Source organism: Cupriavidus sp. MEYA8, from assembly GCF_059278825.1.
In genome coordinates, this window is record NZ_CM181221.1 from 533,590 (window position 1) to 554,799 (window position 21,210).

Consider the following 21,210-nt stretch of genomic DNA (forward strand, 5'->3'; position numbering starts at 1 on the left):
CCGAGACCCAAGCCATGTCCGTGATCGATCAAAACACCACCTTCTGGGGCTACCGCCGCGACAACGGCCGCGTCGGCGTGCGCAACCACGTCATCATCCTGCCGCTGGACGACCTGTCCAACGCCGCCGCCGAGGCGGTTGCCGTCGCCATCAAGGGCACCATGGCGATTCCCCACCCGTATGGCCGCCTGCAGTTCGGGCCGGACCTGGACCTGCACTTCCGCACGCTGATCGGCGCGGGCAGCAACCCCAATGTCGCCGCCGTGGTGGTGATCGGCATCGAGGACGGCTGGACCAAGAAGGTGGTCGACGGCATCGCCAAGACCGGCAAGCCGGTGGTCGGCTTCGGCATCGAGGGCCATGGCGACCATGACACCATCATGCGGGCGTCGAAGGCGGCGAAGGAGTACGTGCAGTACGCCACCGCGCTGCACCGGGTGGAATGCCCGATCAGCGAGCTTTGGGTGTCGACCAAGTGCGGCGAGTCGGATACCACGTCCGGCTGCGGCGCCAACCCGACCGTCGGCAATGCCTTCGACAAGCTGCACCCGCTCGGCACCACGCTGGTCTTCGGCGAGACCTCCGAGCTGACCGGCGGCGAACATATCGTGGCGGCGCGCTGCGCCAACGACGAAGTACGCCACCAGTTCATGGCCATGTTCGAGCGCTACCAGGGCATGATCGACCGCTGGAAGACCTCGGACCTGTCGGAGTCGCAGCCGACCAAGGGCAATATCGCCGGCGGCCTCACCACGATCGAGGAGAAGGCGCTGGGCAATATCCAGAAGATCGGCAAGAAGTGCACGGTCGACGGCGTGCTCGACAAGGCCGAGGAGCCGACTCACCCGGGCCTGTGGTTCATGGATTCGTCGTCGGCCGCGGCGGAGATGGTCACGCTGTGCGCCGCCGCCGGCTATGTGGTGCATTTCTTCCCGACCGGGCAGGGCAACGTGATCGGCAACCCGATCGTGCCGGTGATCAAGCTGTGTGCCAACCCGCGCACGGTGCGGCTGATGAGCGAGCATATGGATGTCGATTGCTCGGGCCTGCTGCAGCGCGAGCTGACGCTGGACCAGGCCGGCGACAAGCTGCTCGAGTGCATGCTGGCCACGGTCAACGGGCGCTGGACCGCGGCTGAGGCGCTCGGCCACCGCGAGTTCGTGCTGACCCGCATCCACGAGTCGGCATGATGAAGCGCATCTGCGTCAGCGAGTTCATGGACGATGCCGCGGTGCAGGCGCTGCGGGCGGGCTTCGACCTGCGCTACGAGCCGGGCTGGGTCGACCGCCGCGCCGAACTGCTCGATGCGCTGCCCGGTGCGCAGGCGTTGATCGTGCGCAACCGCACGCAGGTCGACGCGGCGCTGCTGGCAAGTGCGCCATCGCTGCGCGTGGTCGGGCGGCTCGGGGTCGGCCTCGACAATATCGATGTCGAGGCCTGCCGCGAGCGCGGCATCCGCGTGATCCCCGCGGCCGGGGCCAATGCGCGCTCGGTGGCCGAGTATGTGGTCACCACCGCGGCGCTGCTGCTGCGCGGCGCCTACGGCAGCAGCGCGCAAGTGGCCGCGGGGCAGTGGCCGCGCGCACGCCTGTCGGAGGGCAGGGAAGCTCTGGGCAAGACGCTGGGGCTGGTGGGCTTCGGCGACATTGGCAGGCAGGCCGCCGCGCTGGCGCAGGCGTTCGGCATGCAGGTGGCGGCATTCGACCCGATGCTGGCCGCGGACGACCCGGTATGGGCCCGCACCGGCGTGCGCAGTGTCGCGCTCGACACGCTGCTGGCGCAGTCCGACGCGGTCAGCCTGCATGTGCCGCTCGTCGCCGCCACGCGGCATCTGCTCGACGCGCAGCGGATCGCCGGCATGAAGCGTGGCGCGGTGCTGATCAACACTGCCCGCGGCGGCGTGGTCGACGAGGCCGCGCTGGCGCAGGCGCTGCGCGACGGACATCTCGGTGGCGCCGCGCTTGACGTCTTCGAGCACGAGCCCTTGCCCGCAGGCAGCGTGCTCGCCGACGTGCCCAACCTGATCCTGACGCCGCATATCGGCGGCGTGACGCAGGAGGCCAATGCACGGGTATCGATGATGATCGCGCAACAAGTGCGGCAGACGCTGGAGGACATGACATGACCCGGGTGCCGATGACGCAAGTGGAGCGGATCGCCAACGCCGCGCTTCGGCGTGCGGGCGCGAGCCAGCTGCAGGCCGACGCAACGGCCGCGGCGCTGGTGCGTGCCGATGCGGCGGGGCTGGCGTCGCACGGTGTATCGCGGGTACCCATGTATGTGGCGCACCTGCGCGCGGATCGTGTCGACGGCCGCGCGACGCCCACGGTGCGGCGCGCACGCGCCAGCGCGGCGCTGGTCGATGCGGGGTGCGGCTTCGCCTTCCCGGCATGCGACCTGGCGATTGCCGAGGCAATGGGCCGGGCCTATGAGACCGGTGTTGGTGTCGCGGCAGTCACCAATAGCTACCACTTCGGCGCGGCCGCGCTGCCGCTCGATCCGGTGGCGCGCGCGGGCATGGTGGGCATCGCCATGGGCAACTCGCCCGCAGCAATGCCTGCCTGGGGAGGACGGCGCCCGCTGTTCGGCACCAATCCCATTGCCGCGGTGTTTCCGCGCCGGGGCCACGCGCCGATCGTGATCGACCTGTCGTTGTCCGAAGTCGCACGCGGCAAGATCATGGTGGCGGCGAAGCAGGGCAAGCCGATTCCCCTGGGTTGGGCTTTGGACGAAGCCGGCCAGCCGACGACCGATGCGCAGGCCGCGTTGCGCGGCTCGATGCTGCCCGCCGGCGGCGTCAAGGGCGCGATGCTGGCGTTGATGGTCGAGCTGCTGGTGACCTCGCTGGCAGGTGCCAGCTTCGGCGCCGAAGCGGATTCCTTTTTCACGGACGCCGGCAACCGGCCGCGCATCGGCCAGCTCTTCATGGCGCTGGACCCGGGCGCGTTCGCGGGCTCCGACGCCTATGACGGACGTGTCGAAGCCCTGTTGCAGGCAATGCTGGATGACGAGGGCACGCGCCTGCCAGGCGCGCGGCGCGATGCCGCGCAGGCCGACGCGCAGGCCCATGGCATAGACATCCCCGAGGCCCTGCTAAGTGAGCTGCGCGAACTGGCGGGCGAACTGGCGGAAGAGGTGCAGGAGGGCAAGGCCTAGCGTTTTCGATTCGATTCCCACCACGAAACCGGACCCGGCAAAGAACGGGCCAGCGACCACAAAACGGAGACACACCATGTATCGAGGTTTGATTCGCACCGCGCTCAGGTATGGGGCCGGCGCGCTTGTCGCGTTGTCCGCAGTATCCACGCTCACCGGACTGGCTTCGGCGCCGGCCGCCGCACAGGGCACGGCGCAGGCGTCGGTGCCCGCCCATGACTATCCCGGCAAGCCGATCCGCTACGTGGTGCCGTTCGCGGCCGGTGGCCTGACGGACATCATGGCGCGGCTGGTCGGGCACCAGCTCGCCGAAGAGTGGAAGCGGCCCGTGGTGGTCGACAACAAGCCCGGCGGCAACGCGAACATCGGCGCCGACCAGGTCGCGAAGGCACCCGCCGACGGCTATACCTGGCTCGCGGTCACGCTGACGCATGCCTCCAATGTGACGCTGTTCCCCAAGCTGCCGTTCAGCATGCAGAAAGACCTGGTGCCGGTAGCGCGCATCGCCTCGTCGCCGATGCTGGTGGTGGTGCCGGCCAGTTCTCCGGTCAAGTCGCTGAAGGACCTGGCCGCCGCGGCGCAGAAGGGCAAGCTCAATGCCGGCTCCAGCGGCAACGGTACGCCGCCGCACCTGACGCTGGCGCTGTTCGAAAGCCTGACCGGCGCCAACCTGACCCATGTGCCGTACAAGGGCGGGGCGCCTTCGATGACCGACCTGATCGGCGGCCAGATCGATGTGGTGTTCTCCAATTTTCCGGAGTCGCTGGCCTATGTGAAGGGCGGCAAGCTGCGCGCGCTGGCGGTGACCACGCGTGAACGGCATCCGCTGCTGCCCGACGTGCCGACCGTGGCCGAGGCGGGCTATCCCGACCTGATCGTCGAGAACTGGACCGGCCTGATGATGCCGGCGGGGACGCCCAGGCCGATCGTCGACAAGGTTGCCGCGTCGGTGGCGCGCATGCTGCAGTCCGACGCGATGCGCGAGCGCATTGTGGCGGCCGGCTTCAGCCCGGCGCCGCAGACCAGCGGCCCCTTCGCCGAATACTTCAACGGCGAGGTGACGCGATGGGCAAGGCTGATCGAAGAGAAACACATCCGCGCCGAATAGCACCGGCTGGCCGCGACAGCGCCGATAGGCACAAGATGGCCTCCGGTATGATCTGGCTTATCTAGATGAATCGGCCTGTGCACAGCCGTCAAGGCGGCGCGGGCCAGCGAACAGGGATTTCAACGTGGGTGCCAGATTTGATGCCGCCAGTGCGATCGGCGGCGTCCTGTACAAGGACGTCAAGCAGGCCATTCTCTCCGCGCTGGCGGAGGGCGAGTGGAAGCCGGGAGAAGCCATTCCGTCCGAGCGCAAGCTGATCGAGCGCTTTGGCGTGTCGATCGGCACGCTGCGCAAGGCGATCGACGAACTGGTGGCCGAAGGCATCATGATCCGGCACCAGGGACGCGGCACCTTCGTCGCCACGCACCGGCAGGAGGATCACTTCTTCCGCTTCTTCCGTATCGTGCGCCAGGATGGCCATCGCGAATATCCGACCGTACGCCTGGCCAGGTTCCGGCGCGCGAAGGCCGACAAGGACGAGGCGGCCGCCCTGGGGCTGGCCGTCGGTGAACCCGTGTTCCGCTTCGCCAACGTCCTGTCGCTGGAAGGCACGCCGATGATGATCGATGCCATCACCGTGCCGGAAGAGCGCTTCAAGGGCCTGACGGAGAAGCAATTGCGCGAGCGGCCCAATACGCTCTACAACTTCTACCAGGATAGCTTCGGCATCAATATCATCCGCACCGAAGAGCGGCTGCGCTCGGCGCTGGCGGACGAAGATGACCACCAGCTGCTGGGCGTTGCCGTGGGCAGTCCGTTGCTGAAGATCCTGCGCGTGGCCTCGTCCTACCACGACGAGCGGATCGAGTACCGCGTGTCGCGGCTCGATACCAGCCGGCATGAGTTCCTGTTGACGCAGCCGTAGGGCGTGACGCTTCCGGCATCGAGAGGTGCCGGCAGCGCGCCTGGCAATCCAAAGCAAAAAGCCGCGTTCTCTTGCGAGAACGCGGCTTTTCAAATAGATGGTGGCGAATCAGGGACTCGAACCCCGGACCTGCGGATTATGATTCCGTCGCTCTAACCGACTGAGCTAATTCGCCAACGAAGACTGAGATTATACAGGGGCTTTCGGCACTGTCAACACCCCCGTGCGAAGTTTTTTCGGGACACCAGCGCCCATGAAAAAACGGCAGGCCGGGCGGCCTGCCGTCGTGGTCACGGTTTCGTCCCGTCGGCCGTTCAGTCGTGGGCGTAGATATCCACGTCCTTGGTTTCCCGCACGAACAGCGCACCGATCACGAAGGTGATGGCCGCGATGATGATCGGGTACCACAGGCCGTAGTAGATATTGCCGTTCTGGGCCACCAGCGCGAACGAGATGGTGGGCAGCAGGCCGCCGAACCAGCCGTTGCCGATATGGTAGGGCAGCGACATCGAGGTATAGCGGATGCGCGTCGGGAACAGCTCCACCAGCATGGCGGCGATCGGGCCGTAGACCATGGTCACGTAGATGACCAGGATGACCAGGATCACCAGCACCATGATCGTGTTCATCTGCGCCGGGTCGGCCTTGGCCGGGTAGCCGGCGGCGGACATCGCGCCGCTCACCTCCTTCTTGAACGCCGCGATCTGCGCCTTGCTGGCGTCGTCGAAGCTGTGGCCATTGGCCAGCTTGGCGTCGAAGGCCTTGATTTCCTTGTCGCCGATCTTGACCGTCGCCATCGTGCCGGCCGGGGCTTCCACCACCTCATAGCTGGCGGACGACTGGGCCAGGGTACGCTTGGCGATATCGCACGAGCTGCGGAAGTCGATCTCGCGGGCGATCGGGCTGCCCTGGAACGAGCACTGCTTCGGATCCGCGGTCACCACGATCTGAGCGGTCTGCTGCGCGCGCTCCAGCGCCGGGTTGGCGTAGTGGGTCAGCGCCTTGAACAGCGGGAAATAGGTCAGCACGGCCAGCGCGCAGCCCGCCATGATGATCCACTTGCGCCCGATCTTGTCCGACAGCGAGCCGAAGAAGATGAAGAACGGCGTGCCGATCACCAGGGCGCCGGCGATCAGCAGGTTGGCCGTCTTGGCATCGACCTTGAGCACCTGCGTCAGGAAGAACAGCGCGTAGAACTGGCCGGTGTACCAGACCACGGCCTGGCCGGCGGTCAGGCCGAGCAGGGCCAGGATCACGATCTTCAGGTTGCGCCACTGCGCGAAGGACTCGGTCAGCGGGGCCTTGGAGGTCTTGCCCTCGGCCTTCATGCGCTGGAATGCCGGCGATTCATTCATCGACAGCCGGATGTACACCGACATCCCCAGCAGCAGGATCGACAGCAGGAACGGGATGCGCCAGCCCCAGACTTCGAAGGCAGGACCAGTCAGCTCGCGGCACAGCAGGATCACGATCAGCGACAGGAACAGGCCGAGCGTGGCGGTGGTCTGGATCCACGAGGTGTAGGCGCCGCGCTTGCCGTGCGGCGCGTGCTCGGCCACGTAGGTGGCGGCACCGCCGTACTCGCCGCCGAGCGCCAGGCCCTGCAGCATGCGCAGCGCGATCAGGATCACCGGGGCCGCCCAGCCGATGGTGGCAAAGCCCGGCAGCAGGCCGACGATGAAGGTCGACAGGCCCATGATCAGGATGGTCACCAGGAAGGTGTACTTGCGCCCGATCATGTCGCCCAGGCGGCCGAACACCAGTGCGCCGAACGGCCGCACGATAAAGCCGGCGGCAAAGGCGAGCAGCGCGAAGATGAAGGCCGAGGTCGGATCCAGGCCGGCGAAGAACTGCTTGGCGATGATCGCCGCCAGCGAGCCGTACAGGTAAAAGTCGTACCACTCGAACACCGTGCCCAACGACGAGGCAAGGATCACCTTGCGTTCCTCGCGTGTCATCGGTGCGTTTTGCGCACCCCCTCCGGGTACCGCAACGTTTTGCACGTTTGCCATCTTGTCTCCTCCGTCTGGAATGGATCTCGGGCAAGGCGCGGCAACATCGCGGAAAAGGCCCGTGCCGCTGGCCGGGAGCCTGAGTTGCAGAGGATTGTGGTTCGCGAAACTTACTGAGTTCTGACAGATTCCGGCGCGCAAGTGCCAAAAATGTCGGGGTATACGCTAGCCGTTTTCAAGGGCCGCGCATGCTGCGGTGCAGCCAGTTCTGGCGCCACACGGCACCACCTGGCATTGCCGCGCGGGCGCGCCGGCATATCGCTATGCAACATCGGAGCCCGGCCCGCGCAAGGCACCCTGCGAAGGCAGGGGGGCGGGTGCGACAGCTTCGTCGGAAGCTTCGTCGGCGCGGTTCATCCGCCAGGCGTACAGCGCGGCCATCAGCACGTAGACCACCAGTGCTCCCTGGGCCCCCACCCAGAACGAGAACGGCCAGCCGAAAAAGTCGAAGCGCAGTTCGCGCGCAAACCACGCCACCCCGAAGGTCACCACGAACCAGATCGCCAGCAGCCCAACGATCCAGCGCAGGTTGAGGTGCCAGGCCTGGCGCTGGCGGGCTTCGGCGAGGTCAGCGGCGGGAACGTCGTTCATCACGTCGGAGTTTCGGTTGGGCGGCGCAATGTCACGCGGAAATGCGCACCGGCCAGGCGCGGCGATTGCTGGTAGACGTGGTCTGAAATCTGCACGTCGCCGCCGTGCTGCTGTACGATCTCGCGCACGATGGCCAGGCCCAGCCCGCTGCCTTCGGTATTGGTGCCGAGCACGCGGTAGAAGCGCTCCATCACGCGTTCGCGATCGGCCGGCGCGATGCCCGGGCCGGTGTCTTCCACGTCGAGGTAGGCAAACGGCTCGAAGGCATCGGCGCTGACCCGCACCGTCGCATGCCCGCCGCGCGGCGTATAGCGGATGGCATTGTCGAGCAGGTTGTTGAGCATCTCCGTCAGCATCAGCCCGTTGCCCAGCACCGTGACCGGGTGGTCGGCGGCGTCCAGCCCCAGGTCGATGTCGCGCGCCCAGGCCTGCGGCAGCCAGTCCTTGACCACCTCGCGCGCCAGCGCGCACAGGTCCAGCTCGCCCATGCCGCCGGTGCCGGCCAGGTTTTCCATACGCGCCAGCGACAGCAGTTGCGTGACCAGGTGCGCGGTGCGCTCGGAGCTGCCGGCGATCTGTGCCAGCGAGCGCCGCAGCTCTTCCGGCGACTGCTCGCGCTGCGCCAGCTCGGCCTGCATGCGCAGCCCCGCCAGCGGTGTCTTCATCTGGTGCGCGGCATCGGCGATAAAGCGCTTCTGCGTCTGCACCGACTGGTCCAGCTGCGCCAGCAGGTCGTTGAACGATCCCACCAGCGGCGTGATCTCCTGCGGTGCGGCGCGTTCGTCGATGGGACTGGTGTCGCCGGGGTTGCGTGCGCGGATGCGCTGCTGGATCGCGGTCAGCGGCGCCAGCCCGCGCGAGAGCCCGAACCACACCAGCACCACCGCCAGCGGCAGGATCACGAACTGGGGCAGGATCACGCCCTTGATGATCTCGTTGGCCAGGCGCGCGCGCTTGTCGAGCGTCTCGGCCACCTGCACCAGCACCGGCTGGCTGCCGCTGACGTTGCGCAGGTCGACGTAGGTGTAGGCCACGCGCACATCGTTGCCGGCGATGCGGTCGTCGCGCAGCGACACCAGGCCGGCGTGGCCCTGGTCTTCTTCCGACGGCAGCGGCAGGTCGTGGTCGCCGGCGATGTACTCGCCGCGCTTGCCGACTACCTGGTAATAGATATTGTCGGTCTCGTCGGCGCGCAGGATCTCGCGCGCCGACAGCGGCAGCTGCAGCGTGACGCGGCCGTTGACCTCGCGCAGCTGCTGCGACAGTACGATGGCGCTGGCTTCCAGCGCCCGGTCGAACGGGCCGTTGGCGATCGACTTGGCCACCAGGTAGGTCACCGCGATGCTCATCGGCCACAGCAGCAGCAGTGGCGCCAGCATCCAGTCGAGGATCTCGCCGAACAGCGAGCGTGGCGCGGGCGTGGCGGTGCTTTCCTCCAGGTGAGGCAGTGCGTCGGCCAGTTCCTGGTCGGTGCCGGGCGTGCCAGGCGTGCCAGGCGTGCCAGGCGTGGTATGGGAGGGTGGTGGCACGGCGCGGTGCGCGCGCCGCCAGGGCAGTTGCAGCAGGCTCATCTCGACGGTGGTCGCTCGGGTGCGGTCGTGCTCGCCTGCACGGGCGAGGCTAAGGTGCGGGCCGCGTCAATGGTGGCGTCAATGGCGGCGTCAATGCTGCGCGGCCACGGCCGGCTGGAATTTTTCCAGGCAATAACCCAGGCCGCGAACCGTGGCGATGCGGATGCCGCCCACCTCGATCTTCTTGCGCAGGCGGTGCACGTAGACCTCGATGGCATTGTTGCTGACTTCCTCGCCCCACTCGCACAGGTGGTCGACCAGCTGTTCCTTGGACACCAGCCGGCCGCAGCGCGTCAGCAGGATCTCCAGCAGGCCGATCTCGCGCGCCGACAGGTCGAGCATCTGTTCGTTCAGGTAGGCGATGCGGCCGACCTGGTCGAAGGCCAGCGGCCCGTGCCGCATCAGCGTGGCGCCGCCGCCGGCGCCGCGGCGCACCAGTGCGCGCACGCGCGCTTCCAGTTCGGACAGCGCGAACGGCTTGGCCATGTAGTCGTCCGCACCCAGGTCCAGGCCCTTGACGCGTTCGTCGACGCTGTCGGCCGCGGTCAGGATCAGCACCGGCAGCATCGCGCCGCGGGCGCGCAGGCGCTTGAGCACCTCCAGGCCGGACATGCGCGGCAGTCCCAGGTCCAGGATCAGCAGGTCGAAGGTCTGGGTCGACAGGGCGGAGTCGGCACCGAGCCCGTCGGCAACATGGTCGACGGCATAGCCAGAGTGACGTAACGAGCGCGTCAGGCCATCGGCCAGCGTGTCGTCATCTTCGGCGATCAGAATACGCATGGTTGTCTCCACCTGGCCGGCATAGCCGGACGCCCGCGGAATGGGCGCGATGGGGCTTGCCAAGCATACTGTTTTTTTATACAGTACCCGCACATTCCGCTGGGGCCGCCCGGGATGCTTCCTGAGTGATGCTTCCGGAATGGCGGCCGCGCAGACAGCCGGGCCGGCGCCGGAGCCGGCAAAAGCCGGTGCCGCGCCACATGCGGCCTATTTATACACCATTTGATTCAAGGACGACCATGGACGACAAGAAGGCAGGTGCGGGCGTGAGCGCCGAGAAGCAGAAGGCGCTTGCCGCCGCGCTCTCCCAGATCGAGAAGCAGTTCGGCAAGGGCTCGATCATGCGCCTGGGCGACGGCGAGGTCGAGAAGGACATCCAGGTGGTCTCCACCGGTTCGCTCGGCCTGGACATCGCGCTTGGCGTCGGCGGCCTGCCGCGCGGCCGCGTGGTCGAGATCTATGGTCCGGAATCGTCGGGCAAGACCACGCTGACGCTGCAGGTCGTGGCCGAAATGCAGAAGCTGGGCGGCACCTGCGCCTTTATCGACGCCGAGCACGCGCTGGATGTCAGCTACGCCGGCAAGCTGGGCGTGAACGTCGGCGACCTGCTGATCTCGCAGCCGGACACCGGCGAGCAGGCGCTGGAAATCACCGACGCGCTGGTGCGCTCGGGCTCGATCGACCTGATCGTGATCGACTCGGTGGCGGCGCTGGTGCCCAAGGCCGAAATCGAAGGCGAAATGGGCGACTCGCTGCCCGGCCTGCAGGCCCGCCTGATGAGCCAGGCGCTGCGCAAGCTGACCGGCACCATCAAGCGCACCAACTGCCTGGTGATCTTCATCAACCAGATCCGCATGAAGATCGGCGTGATGTTCGGCTCGCCGGAAACCACCACCGGCGGCAATGCGCTGAAGTTCTACGCCTCGGTGCGCCTGGATATCCGCCGCATCGGCTCGATCAAGAAGGGCGACGACGTCATCGGCAACGAGACCAAGGTCAAGGTGGTCAAGAACAAGGTCTCGCCGCCGTTCCGCGAAGCCTTCTTCGACATCCTGTACGGCCAGGGCATTTCCCGCCAGGGCGAGATCATCGACCTGGGCGTGGACGCCAAGATCGTCGAGAAGTCGGGCGCGTGGTACAGCTACAACGGCGACAAGATCGGCCAGGGCAAGGACAACGCGCGCGAATACCTGCGCGAGAACCCGGACATCGCCGAAGAGATCGAGAACAAGGTGCGTGCCGCGCTGGGTGTGGCGCCGACCAACGTCGTGCCGGCCGAAGTGCTGGAAGACTGAGCGCCAGCCCGCCGCTGGAGCAACCGGAAGGGCCGGGGCATCGCCGATGCGCCGGCCTTTTTGTTTAGGCCCACGGTGGAAACTTCACGACCTCAATGGCCACGCGTCCCCCCCTGTCCCTGAAGGCCCGCGCCGTCGGCTACCTGTCGCGCCGCGAGCACAGCCGCGCCGAGCTGGCGCGCAAGCTGGCGCCCCATGCCGAATCGCCGGAACAGCTCGAGCAGTTGCTCGATGCGCTCGAGCGCGAGAACTGGCTGTCCAACCAGCGCTTTGCCGACAGCCTGGTCCATCGCCGCGGCGCCCGCTATGGCGCGGCCAGGGTGATGCAGGAAGCCAAGACCCACAAGCTGGACAGCGAACAGCTGGGCGAACTGCAGGAAAGGCTGCACGCCACCGAGACCGAGCGCGCCCGCGAGGTCTGGCGCAAGCGTTTCGGCGTGCCGCCGGATACGCCGGAGGCACGTGCGAGGCAGATCCGATTCATGGTGGCGCGGGGATTCTCCCGGGCGGTGGTCAGCAAGATCATCCAGGGCGCTGACGAAGCGTACGGCGAGGACGACTGAGCGTCTGTGTGCGGTAGTATCCGCATTCGTCGGTTCATTACCTGCACTGCAGTCAGGGTGTCATTGGCGCGCCGTTGCCCGACAATGCGGCGCGACAGTCGCCGCACAAGGATGTTCCCGGGCAAACCAGCGCGGCATGTTAAACTCCCCGGGTTATTCGGTGCTCCGGCGCCGCCGTTCCCAAGCCCCCAGTATTCCAGCCTGGCCATGCCTCTGTCCCAGCCCGTCAACCGCTCCTTGCGCCATCGCCGTGCCATTACGGCCGAGGCGTACCAGAGAGAGGACGGCCTGTGGGATGTCGAGGTGCGCCTGACCGACACCAAGCCCCGCGACATCGCACTTGCCGGCGACCGTATCCGCCCGGTAGGCCAGCCCCTGCACGACCTGTGGCTGCGCGTCACGATCAACGAGGACATGACGGTGCTGGATGCCGAGGCGTGCTCCGACTGGGTGCCGTACCCGTCGCAGTGCGACACCATCGGCCCGGCCTACCGCAAGCTGATCGGGCTGAACCTGCGCAAGGGCTTCCGCAAGGCCGTGCGCGAGCGCCTGGCCGGCATCAACGGCTGTTCCCACCTGACCGAAGCCGCCGGCGTGCTGCCCAGCACCGCGATCCAGGCGTTTGCCGGCGAAGTCATCAGTATCCGCGACAACGGCGAGGACGATCCGAATCCGGAGCCGCCCTATCAGTTGCACGGCTGCCACGCGCTGCGTTTCGACGGCGAGGTGGTTCGTGAGTTTTACCCGCGCTGGTATGGTCACCAGCCGACGCCCAAGGCAAGGGCCGAGGCCGCACCTGCCGTCGCAACCGCGCCTCGGGCGCCCGCCGTGGCCAATGGCGACCGCGGTGGTCAAGCCAACGACGACGGCAACGACGCTGTCCCGGCCGACAGGCCAACCGGCACTTCCGGCTGATTCTCAGGATCAGCCAACCAGACGAGAGAGTTCGTCTCCTTTTTCAGATTTCTCCCTTCTACCTTTTACGCCTACCCGAAAGGAAACACGCATGAATATCCATGAGTATCAAGGCAAGGAAATCCTGCGCAAATACAATGTGCCGGTTCCGCGCGGCATCCCCGCGTTCTCGGTTGACGAGGCCCTGAAGGCCGCAGAACAGCTCGGCGGCCCGGTGTGGGTTGTCAAGGCGCAGATCCACGCGGGTGGCCGCGGCAAGGGCGGCGGCGTCAAGGTTGCCAAGAGCATGGACGAGGTCAAGCAATACGCCTCGAGCATCCTGGGCATGCAGCTGGTCACGCACCAGACCGGTCCGGAAGGCAAGAAGGTCAACCGCCTGCTGATCGAAGAAGGCGCCGACATCAAGAAGGAACTGTACGTTTCGCTGGTGGTGGACCGCGTGTCGCAGAAGATCGCGCTGATGGCGTCGAGCGAAGGCGGCATGGACATCGAAGAAGTCGCTGCCCACACCCCGGAAAAGATCCACACCCTGATCATCGAGCCGTCGACCGGCCTGACCGACGCTGACGCCGATGACATCGCCCGCAAGATCGGCGTGCCCGACGCTTCGGTTGCCCAGGCTCGCCAGGCCCTGCAAGGCCTGTACAAGGCGTTCTACGACACCGACGCCTCGCTGGCCGAAATCAACCCGCTGATCCTGACCGGCGAAGGCAAGGTCATCGCCCTGGACGCCAAGTTCAACTTCGACTCGAACGCGCTGTTCCGTCACCCGGAAATCGTCGCCTACCGCGACCTGGATGAAGAAGACGCCAACGAAATCGAAGCCTCGAAGTTCGACCTGGCCTACATCTCGCTGGACGGCAACATCGGCTGCCTGGTGAACGGCGCCGGCCTGGCCATGGCCACCATGGACACCATCAAGCTGTTCGGCGGCGAGCCGGCCAACTTCCTCGACGTGGGCGGCGGTGCCACCACCGAGAAGGTGACCGAAGCCTTCAAGCTGATGCTGAGCAACAAGAACGTGCAGGCCATCCTGGTCAACATCTTCGGCGGCATCATGCGTTGCGACGTGATCGCCGAAGGCGTGATCTCCGCTTCCAAGGCCGTGCACCTGACGGTGCCGCTGGTCGTGCGCATGAAGGGCACCAACGAAGACCTCGGCAAGAAGATGCTGGCCGAGTCGGGCCTGCCCATCATCTCGGCCGACACGATGGAAGAAGCCGCCCAGAAGGTGGTGGCCGCTGCCGCTGGCAAGTAAGCCGTCGCACGAACGCAACCATACGCGAACGCGAGCGGTGCGCTGGCGCTCTTTATTGAGCTCCCGCGCGCGCCGCTCGTAGAAAAGCAAAGGATTACAGCATGTCGATTCTGATCAACAAAGACACCAAGGTCATCACCCAGGGCATCACCGGCAAGACCGGCCAGTTCCACACCCGTGGCTGCCGCGACTACGCCAATGGCAAGAACGCCTTCGTCGCAGGCGTGAACCCGAAGAAGGCCGGCGAAGACTTCGAAGGCATTCCCATCTACGCCAGCGTCAAGGACGCCAAGGCCCAGACCGGCGCGACCGTGTCGGTCATCTACGTGCCGCCCGCAGGCGCCGCTGCCGCGATCTGGGAAGCCGTTGATGCCGACCTGGACCTGGTGGTCTGCATTACCGAAGGCATTCCCGTGCGCGACATGATGGAAGTCAAGGACCGCATGCGCCGCGAGAACAAGAAGACCCTGCTGCTGGGGCCGAACTGCCCGGGCCTGATCACGCCGGACGAAATCAAGATCGGCATCATGCCGGGCCACATCCACAAGAAGGGCCGCATCGGCGTGGTGTCGCGCTCGGGCACCCTGACGTACGAAGCCGTGGGCCAGCTGACCGCGCTGGGCCTGGGCCAGTCGTCGGCTGTCGGCATCGGTGGCGACCCCATCAACGGCCTGAAGCACATCGACGTGATGAAGATGTTCAACGACGATCCGGAAACGGACGCCGTGGTCATGATCGGTGAGATCGGTGGTCCGGACGAAGCCAACGCGGCCAACTGGATCAAGGACAACATGAAGAAGCCGGTGGTTGGCTTCATCGCTGGCGTGACCGCGCCTCCGGGCAAGCGCATGGGCCACGCCGGCGCGCTGATCTCGGGCGGTGCCGACACCGCCCAGGCCAAGCTGGAAATCATGGAAGCCTGCGGTATCAAGGTGACCAAGAACCCGTCGGAGATGGGCCGCCTGCTGAAGGCGATGCTGTAAGGTCTGCTTGCCGTTCCCGCTGTGGCGGGGAATGACAGACTAGTGATGCCCCCGCCATCGGCGGGGGCATTGTTTTTGCGGCGGGTGATCCCGGCGCCGTGAAAGCCCCGAAAGATTACAGGATTGAAATGTAATCGAAAGGTTCGTGGGTTAAACAGTCATGTCTGCGCTTTCAGACATCCGAACACCCGTCGGATGACGGGGCGCGCCAGTACATAAAACCGCCACCACATAGAACTCGAGGAGCCTCCCAGTGGAACTGCTGTCTTCCACCACTTTCTGGATTGCGTTGGGATCGATCATCCTGACCAACATCGTCCTGTCCGGCGACAACGCGGTGGTGATCGCGCTCGCCTCGCGCAACCTGCCGCCCGCCCAGCAGAAGAAGGCCATCTTCTGGGGCAGCGCCGCCGCCATCATCATGCGCGTGGTGCTGACCGTGGCCGCGGTCAAGCTGCTGAGCCTGCCGTACCTGAAGATCGTCGGCGCCGTGCTGCTGGTCTATATCGGCGTGCAGCTGCTGACCGGCGATGACGACGAGGAAGGCCACGACGGCAAGGACAATATCTGGGCCGCTATCCGCACCATCCTGATCGCCGACCTGGTGATGTCGCTCGACAACGTGGTCGCCGTGGCCGCCGCCGCGCAGAAGGGCCCCGAAGGCAGCCAGCTGATGCTGCTGATCATCGGCCTGGGCCTGTCGATCCCGCTGATCGTGTTCGGCAGCACGCTGCTGCTCAAGGTGATGGAGCGCTTCCCGGTCATCATCGTGCTGGGTGCGGCGCTGCTGGGCTACCTGGCTGGCGAGATGCTGGTCAGCGATCCGGTCGATGCGGCCTGGTTTGAAGTGCATGTGCCGCATGCCCACCTGGTATTCGGCGCCGCCGGCGCGTTCCTGGTGGTGATCCTCGGCAAGCTGCTGAGCCGCCGGGCCGCGCAGACGGCCTGACGGGGTATTGCATCGCAGGGAAGGGCGGCCGGGTGGCCGCCCTTTTTTGTTGCCCTCCTGGCAGACGTCCCTGTCGGTGGGATATCCAACTAACTCATGTGAGTGATCGCACATTTTGTCGCTTCGGCAGGTGGTAGCGCCACCAGGTGACAAAATTTGGCGCATGCGTAGGGCCTTTCCGCTGCCGGGTGACGGAATTTGTCGCTTTTTGCCCCCTGCGGACGGGGGATATGGCTGGCACGCTTACTGCTGAATAGGCCCCGCGTCACGAAACCGAAGACGTGCAACGCTTAACCAAAATCTCTTCGAGGGGTCAAATCATGCAACGGGTACAACAACTGAAGAAACTGGGCCGTCGTGTCCAGAAGGGTTTTACGCTGATCGAACTGATGATCGTGGTGGCGATCATCGGTATCTTGGCGGCGATCGCAATTCCGCAGTATCAGGATTACGTGACGAAGTCCAAATGGGGTACCAACATTTCGGACCTGGCTGCCGTGAAAACAGCCGTGGCGCTCTGTATGCAAAATAATGCTGGCGATGGCACTCTGTGCGACACTGCTGGTGAACTAAATATCACCGCACTGCCGCAGCCGAAGTATGCGACTGCGGCTATTGGTGTTGTCGGGGCTGCGGGTAAAGTTACAGTTAGCTACACCGGCACGGCGGAAGTTGGCAGTTATGTTTACACTGCGGATTGGGCGCAGGACGGTTCGGGCACCAAGCTTACGTTCGCTTCCGTGGCGGGTGACACTATTCCGGCAAAGTTCTACCCTGCCACTCAGCGTTGATTTACTGGAGGGGGAAGCGCCTTCGGGCGCTTTTTTTTTGCCCAGCGCCCAAGCTATCATGCGCCTTTCCCCAAACCAGGCGCCTCAATGCCGCCGTCCCGGACAAATCTCCCCGCGGCTGCCCTCATCGCAGCAATCGTCTTCCCGCTGCTAGTCTCCCGGCATACGCTCCCACTCGCGACGTTCTACGGCGAATGGACCGCCGCGTGCTGCGCGCTGGCCCTGGTCGCGTTCCTGTCGCTTCGCAAGCCCGCCACCCCAGCGGCATCTGCGACGATCTCGCTGCCGTGGGTAGCCTTGCTGTTCTTCTGGCTCGCCGCCGTCGGTCTGATGCGCACCGCCCTCGGTCACGCCGATATCACCGGCAGCGCGACCCTCACTGTCCTGTCACTGTTCCTCGGCGCAGCCGTGACATGCGCCGCATGGTCATACCGCCGCAGTCAAGCATCCGAGACGCTCAACGCCGGCGACACCCTGGCCATCGCCTTCCTGATCACCGGCCTGCTCGGCACCGTCACACAGTGGGTCCAGCTCTTCCATCTTGAGCGCAGTGCCTTCGGCCTCGTTTCCACCTACTTCTACGATGACAACCGCCGCCTGTGGGGCAACCTGAACCAGCCCAACCACCAGGCCACCGTGCACGGCCTCGCACTGGTTGCGTCAGTCTGGCTGGCATCGCGCGGCAGGCTGCGTTTCCCGATGTGGCTGGTAGCGGTAGCACTGCTGGAGAGCGGCATCGTGCTATCGGGATCGCGCACCGGCGTGCTGCATGTTGGTCTTGCCGCGCTCTACGCGCTGGTTGCTGCCTGGCTGGCACGCGGCACGCTGCGCGAGACGGATCCGATGCGGCGTACGACCGGACTGCTGGTGGCCGCGGCCGCCATGATCGTGATGCTGCTGGTGCTGCAGCCAGCGATCCGCGCCGCCGGCCAGCTGCTCGACTGGCGCTTGTTCGACACCATCGCGCAACTGGAAGCCGAAGACCAGATGTCCGCACGTGGCGCGCTATGGTCGCATGCATTGGCGATGTTCCGCGCGCATCCATGGCTCGGTGTCGGCTGGGGCGAATTCGGCTGGGCGCAATTCACCCAGTTGCCGCAGGTCGGCGTGAAGGTGGAGATGTCCCTGCATGCGCATAACGCTGTGCTAGACCTGCTGGCCAAGACCGGCGTCGCGGGCACGCTCGGCGTCGCGCTGATTCTCGCAGCGTGGCTATGGCGCGTGGTGCGGGCGCGGCTCTGGCAGGCAGAAAACGGCGAGCGCCGTGAAGCGGTGCTGATGCTGACGTGGCTGGCGATGCTGTGCGCGCATTCGATGCTGGAATACCCGCTGCACTACCTGTACTTCTTCCTGCCGTTCTGTTTCCTGCTGGGCTGGCTCGAGCCTGCCGCCGCAGGACCATGGCGCGTTCCGGTCAGTGTGGCGAAGGGTCTCAGCGTGGCCTGCATTGCGCTTGCCGTCGCCATCCTGGCAACCATGTGGCAAGACTACCGCCGCGCCGAAGCACGCGAGTACGCCGCCAGCGAAACCCGCAACACCTTGCCGATGCCGCGCATCTGGTTCCGCCAGCATGCGCAGGCCGATGCCGCGGGCCTGGTCGTGATCACGCCGCAGAACGCAGCGCAACTGCTGCCCGCGCATATCGCCGCGGTGCACTTGCTGCCGACTCCCACGATGATCGCGCGCACGGCGTGGCTGCTCGCGCTGACCGGCGATGCCGCGCAAGGCCGGCTGTGGATGGAGCGGTTGCGCTGGTACTACCTGGGCGATGAAGCGACGCAATACGCCGAGACCGCCAAGGCATGCAGCGAGTTGTCCGAGGGCGAGCGCCCGCAGGCGTTCTGCGCCTGGGTCACCGATCGCTCGCGCCGGTTCTCCGCGTGGGGACGCAACTGACCTAGTAGTAGGGCACGTAGTAGGCCGGCGGGGGCGGCGCATAGTAGTACCGCGGCGCAGGAGCCGGCGCAGCGGCCACTCGCCCCGGTACCGGCACGCGGTTGCCGCTGGCATACATGCACTGCACGTAGGCGGCGTCGTATTGCCGCTGCGTGCCGTAACCCGCGTACTGCGCGTTGCCCGCGCCGACCGCGGCGCCTGTCAGCAGGCCCAGGCCCGCGCCGACCGCCGCGCCCGATCCGCCGTCAAAGGCTGCACCAGCCGCAGCGCCCAGCGCGGTGCCCCCTACCGCACTGCCGACTGCCGCGTTGTTGGCCGCCTGCGAGGAAGTCACGCCGCCGACCTGCCCAAAGGCGAACTGGCGGCAGTTGTAGTCGTCGGCGCGGAACTGGTCGAAGCTCTTGCCGGTGCCCGGCAACGCCATCACGCTGGGGCCGGAAGGCATCACGACGCAGGCGCCGAGTGTCAGGGTCGCCACGGCAAGCGTGGCGCGGGTCAGGACTCGCATGCTGTGCTCCACGCTGTCAGTAATTGGCCGGCGGCTGGGCCGGCACTCGCTGCCAGCCGCCCGGGCACGATTGCACGTAGGGGTAGTAGCCTTCCGGCTGGTTGCAGTGGTACCACCAGCCCTGGTCCTGCGGTACAGACCGCTCGGGCCCCGGGGCTGGCACCGGCCCGTTGGGGCCCTGCTCGACGTATTGAGGTGGCTCGGCCGGCACGGCGACGGCCGGAGCCGGGTAGTAATAGGGCGCAGGGTAGGCAGGGTAGTAATACGGGTAGCCGCCGAACACGACGCTGGGGCCGAAATAGAAGCCCACGCCGACACGCGTCTTGATCATGCCGCCGCGTGTGTCCGCGTCATGCCAGCCGGCATTGTGGAAATCGGCTCGCCCGGCAAGGGCGGCGCCGCTTGCGGCCGTGGCCGCCAGTGCCAGTACCAGCTGGCAGAGCTTGCGCCCGTTCATGGTATTCACCTTTCCCCCGCGTGGCCGAAAGGCTCGCCGCGGGCAGTGGCAGCCGGCCGCGACATGCGCCGGCCCGCAATCGTATTGAATACCAAATTGTCGTGCGCAGGCGCTGCGGCGGCGCATGTGGAAATGTGGCGTTACCTTTATTACCGAGGAACGACAGACTGGCCGGACGCCGTGAACCGGCGCGGCATGACAAGTCCGTCGTTCCCGGATGCGCCCATGCGTGCCGGCCTATTCGGCAAACAGGTCCGGACCAAACACCTCGTAATGAATGCGCGCTTCATGGACGCCAAGATTCTTCAGTGCATCATGCTGCATGCGCATGAAGGGAATCGGGCCGCAGATGTAGTAGTCGGCGTCGGGCAGCAGGATCGACTTTTCGATCAGCTTGACGTCGACCAGCCCCGCATAATCGTAGTCGCGCCCTTGCACGTCCTCAGGCAGGGGCTGGTCATAGAAAACGATTAGATCGAAGTTCTCATAGGTCTTTGCCGCCTCGCGCAGCTTGTCTCGCATGGCATGCACTGCACTATTGCGGGCGCCATGCGCGAAGACGACCTTCCGCGGCGGCGCCTGCAACGCGGTCTTGAGCATGCTGATCATCGGTGTCAGCCCCACGCCGCCGCTGATCAGCACAATGGGCGTCTTGGCGTTGACGTCGATATGGAAACTCCCATATGGCGTAGCCAGCTTTACCTCGTCGCCGACATTGACGTGATCGTGCAGCAGGTTTGAAACATAGCCAGGAGGCTGGGTGCCGCCGCCTTCCCGTTTGACCGAGATCCGATAGCTGCGCCCGTTCGGCATATCGGACAAGCTGTACTGGCGGATTTGCTGCAGGCCTAGCGCGGGCACGTCGACGGCAATGCTGGTGTATTGACCGGGTTTGAAGTTTGCTACCGGCTTGCCGTCGACCGGTTCGAGAATGAAGGACGTAATCACGCCGCTCTCGGGGCGCTTCTCGCGGACCACAAAGGACCGCCACCCGGTCCAGCCGCCGGTTTGTTCGGCCGAACCTTCATACAGCGCGCTTTCCATGCCCATCAGGACGTCGGCGAGGTTGCCATAGGCTTGTGCCCACGCTGAGATGATTTCCTCGGTCGCTGCGCTGCCCAGGACTTCCTTGATGGCCGCCAGCAGATGCTCGCCGACGATCGGGTACTGCTCCGGCTTGACGCCCAGGCTCGCGTGCTTGTTGGCAATGTTGTTCAGCACGGCCATCAGGCTGCTCGGGTCTTCGATATTCTCCGCATACGCGTAGACCGCCCGCGCCAATGCCTGCTGCTGCTCGCCCCGTTCCTGATGCGCCATGTTGAACACATTCTTAAGTTCGGGGTGCGCTTCGAACATGCGCTTATAGAAGCACTTGATAATGTCGTAGCCGTGTTCCGCCAATACCGGCGCGGTGGCTTTCACAATGTCCTTTGTCTTCTGCGTCAGCATTGCGTCTCTCCTTTGGCAAGGTGATGGGAGCCAGCCGGGGACGCTGGGTCCATGCGGGCGCGA

The 21,210-nt window shown here is 65.7% G+C and carries 20 protein-coding genes and 1 tRNA gene; 13 read left to right on the forward strand and 8 right to left on the reverse strand.

The window, feature by feature from the left end; genetic code table 11:
• Positions 1-14 precede the first annotated feature (14 nt).
• The 5 genes from AC5WJ1_RS02485 to AC5WJ1_RS02505 all read left to right on the forward strand — a co-directional run bounded on the left by AC5WJ1_RS02485 (position 15) and on the right by AC5WJ1_RS02505 (position 5,129).
• On the forward strand, positions 15-1,190 hold the full coding sequence (locus AC5WJ1_RS02485) for a UxaA family hydrolase (protein ID WP_135704506.1): 1,176 nt from the start codon (positions 15-17) through the stop codon (positions 1,188-1,190).
• The gene (locus tag AC5WJ1_RS02490; protein WP_195430700.1) at positions 1,190-2,125 is read left to right on the forward strand and encodes a hydroxyacid dehydrogenase; all 936 of its coding nucleotides are present in this window, start codon (positions 1,190-1,192) and stop codon (positions 2,123-2,125) included. The genes AC5WJ1_RS02485 and AC5WJ1_RS02490 overlap by 1 nt, the downstream gene beginning before the upstream one ends.
• A complete protein-coding gene (locus AC5WJ1_RS02495) occupies positions 2,122-3,156 on the forward strand; it encodes an Ldh family oxidoreductase (protein WP_151071156.1) in 1,035 nt (344 codons plus the stop codon). Before AC5WJ1_RS02490 ends, AC5WJ1_RS02495 begins: the two co-directional genes overlap by 4 nt.
• Positions 3,157-3,232: 76 nt before the next feature.
• Positions 3,233-4,264 carry a Bug family tripartite tricarboxylate transporter substrate binding protein gene (locus tag AC5WJ1_RS02500; protein ID WP_195430641.1) on the forward strand — a complete coding sequence of 344 codons (1,032 nt, stop codon included), beginning with the start codon at positions 3,233-3,235 and terminating at the stop codon, positions 4,262-4,264.
• A gap of 124 nt (positions 4,265-4,388) precedes the next feature.
• Complete coding sequence (locus tag AC5WJ1_RS02505; protein WP_135704512.1) at positions 4,389-5,129, forward strand: GntR family transcriptional regulator; 741 nt, start codon at positions 4,389-4,391, stop codon at positions 5,127-5,129.
• 98 nt (positions 5,130-5,227) lie between these two features.
• On the opposite strand, the gene AC5WJ1_RS02510 is transcribed toward AC5WJ1_RS02505, so the two are convergent.
• From AC5WJ1_RS02510 to AC5WJ1_RS02530, 5 genes are all read right to left on the reverse strand, one after another.
• Positions 5,228-5,304, reverse strand: a tRNA-Met gene (locus AC5WJ1_RS02510).
• 139 nt (positions 5,305-5,443) lie between these two features.
• The gene (locus AC5WJ1_RS02515; RefSeq protein ID WP_434033175.1) at positions 5,444-7,141 is read right to left on the reverse strand and encodes an MFS transporter; all 1,698 of its coding nucleotides are present in this window, start codon (positions 7,139-7,141) and stop codon (positions 5,444-5,446) included.
• A gap of 261 nt (positions 7,142-7,402) precedes the next feature.
• Complete coding sequence (locus AC5WJ1_RS02520) at positions 7,403-7,732, reverse strand: DUF4212 domain-containing protein (RefSeq protein ID WP_135704515.1); 330 nt, start codon at positions 7,730-7,732, stop codon at positions 7,403-7,405.
• Positions 7,732-9,303, reverse strand: a complete 1,572-nt coding sequence (locus AC5WJ1_RS02525) for a sensor histidine kinase (protein WP_494476352.1) — start codon at positions 9,301-9,303, stop codon at positions 7,732-7,734. The genes AC5WJ1_RS02520 and AC5WJ1_RS02525 overlap by 1 nt, the downstream gene beginning before the upstream one ends.
• 90 nt (positions 9,304-9,393) lie before the next feature.
• A complete protein-coding gene (locus AC5WJ1_RS02530) occupies positions 9,394-10,083 on the reverse strand; it encodes a response regulator transcription factor (RefSeq protein WP_116317177.1) in 690 nt (229 codons plus the stop codon).
• A 239-nt stretch (positions 10,084-10,322) separates the two neighbouring features.
• On the opposite strand from AC5WJ1_RS02530, the gene recA reads away from it, so the two are divergent.
• The 8 genes from recA to AC5WJ1_RS02570 all read left to right on the forward strand — a co-directional run bounded on the left by recA (position 10,323) and on the right by AC5WJ1_RS02570 (position 18,733).
• Positions 10,323-11,378 (forward strand): recombinase RecA, encoded by a 1,056-nt coding sequence (gene recA, locus AC5WJ1_RS02535; RefSeq protein WP_133093781.1) that lies wholly within the window; start codon positions 10,323-10,325, stop codon positions 11,376-11,378.
• 95 nt (positions 11,379-11,473) lie between these two features.
• Positions 11,474-11,941 (forward strand): recombination regulator RecX, encoded by a 468-nt coding sequence (gene recX, locus AC5WJ1_RS02540; protein WP_494476353.1) that lies wholly within the window; start codon positions 11,474-11,476, stop codon positions 11,939-11,941.
• A gap of 207 nt (positions 11,942-12,148) precedes the next feature.
• Complete coding sequence (locus AC5WJ1_RS02545; RefSeq protein WP_135704519.1) at positions 12,149-12,856, forward strand: DUF2889 domain-containing protein; 708 nt, start codon at positions 12,149-12,151, stop codon at positions 12,854-12,856.
• Between the two features lie 91 nt (positions 12,857-12,947).
• On the forward strand, positions 12,948-14,114 hold the full coding sequence (gene sucC, locus AC5WJ1_RS02550) for an ADP-forming succinate--CoA ligase subunit beta (protein ID WP_494476354.1): 1,167 nt from the start codon (positions 12,948-12,950) through the stop codon (positions 14,112-14,114).
• A gap of 101 nt (positions 14,115-14,215) precedes the next feature.
• Positions 14,216-15,097, forward strand: a complete 882-nt coding sequence (sucD, locus tag AC5WJ1_RS02555; protein ID WP_062796940.1) for a succinate--CoA ligase subunit alpha — start codon at positions 14,216-14,218, stop codon at positions 15,095-15,097.
• Between the two features lie 253 nt (positions 15,098-15,350).
• Positions 15,351-16,046, forward strand: coding sequence for a TerC family protein (locus tag AC5WJ1_RS02560; protein WP_494476355.1), 696 nt, complete (start codon positions 15,351-15,353; stop codon positions 16,044-16,046).
• A 320-nt stretch (positions 16,047-16,366) separates the two neighbouring features.
• A complete protein-coding gene (locus AC5WJ1_RS02565; protein WP_195430647.1) occupies positions 16,367-16,837 on the forward strand; it encodes a pilin in 471 nt (156 codons plus the stop codon).
• A gap of 87 nt (positions 16,838-16,924) precedes the next feature.
• Positions 16,925-18,733 carry a PglL family O-oligosaccharyltransferase gene (locus tag AC5WJ1_RS02570; RefSeq protein WP_494476356.1) on the forward strand — a complete coding sequence of 603 codons (1,809 nt, stop codon included), beginning with the start codon at positions 16,925-16,927 and terminating at the stop codon, positions 18,731-18,733.
• Position 18,734: 1 nt separating this feature from the next.
• Here AC5WJ1_RS02570 and AC5WJ1_RS02575 read toward each other — a convergent pair whose 3' ends face one another.
• From AC5WJ1_RS02575 to hmpA, 3 genes are all read right to left on the reverse strand, one after another.
• Entirely contained in the window at positions 18,735-19,241 is a 507-nt protein-coding gene (locus AC5WJ1_RS02575) for a hypothetical protein (RefSeq protein ID WP_494476357.1), read from the reverse strand.
• A gap of 16 nt (positions 19,242-19,257) precedes the next feature.
• Positions 19,258-19,698, reverse strand: coding sequence for a hypothetical protein (locus AC5WJ1_RS02580; protein ID WP_494476358.1), 441 nt, complete (start codon positions 19,696-19,698; stop codon positions 19,258-19,260).
• A gap of 237 nt (positions 19,699-19,935) precedes the next feature.
• Positions 19,936-21,147 (reverse strand): NO-inducible flavohemoprotein, encoded by a 1,212-nt coding sequence (gene hmpA / locus AC5WJ1_RS02585; RefSeq protein WP_494476359.1) that lies wholly within the window; start codon positions 21,145-21,147, stop codon positions 19,936-19,938.
• Positions 21,148-21,210: the final 63 nt, after the last annotated feature.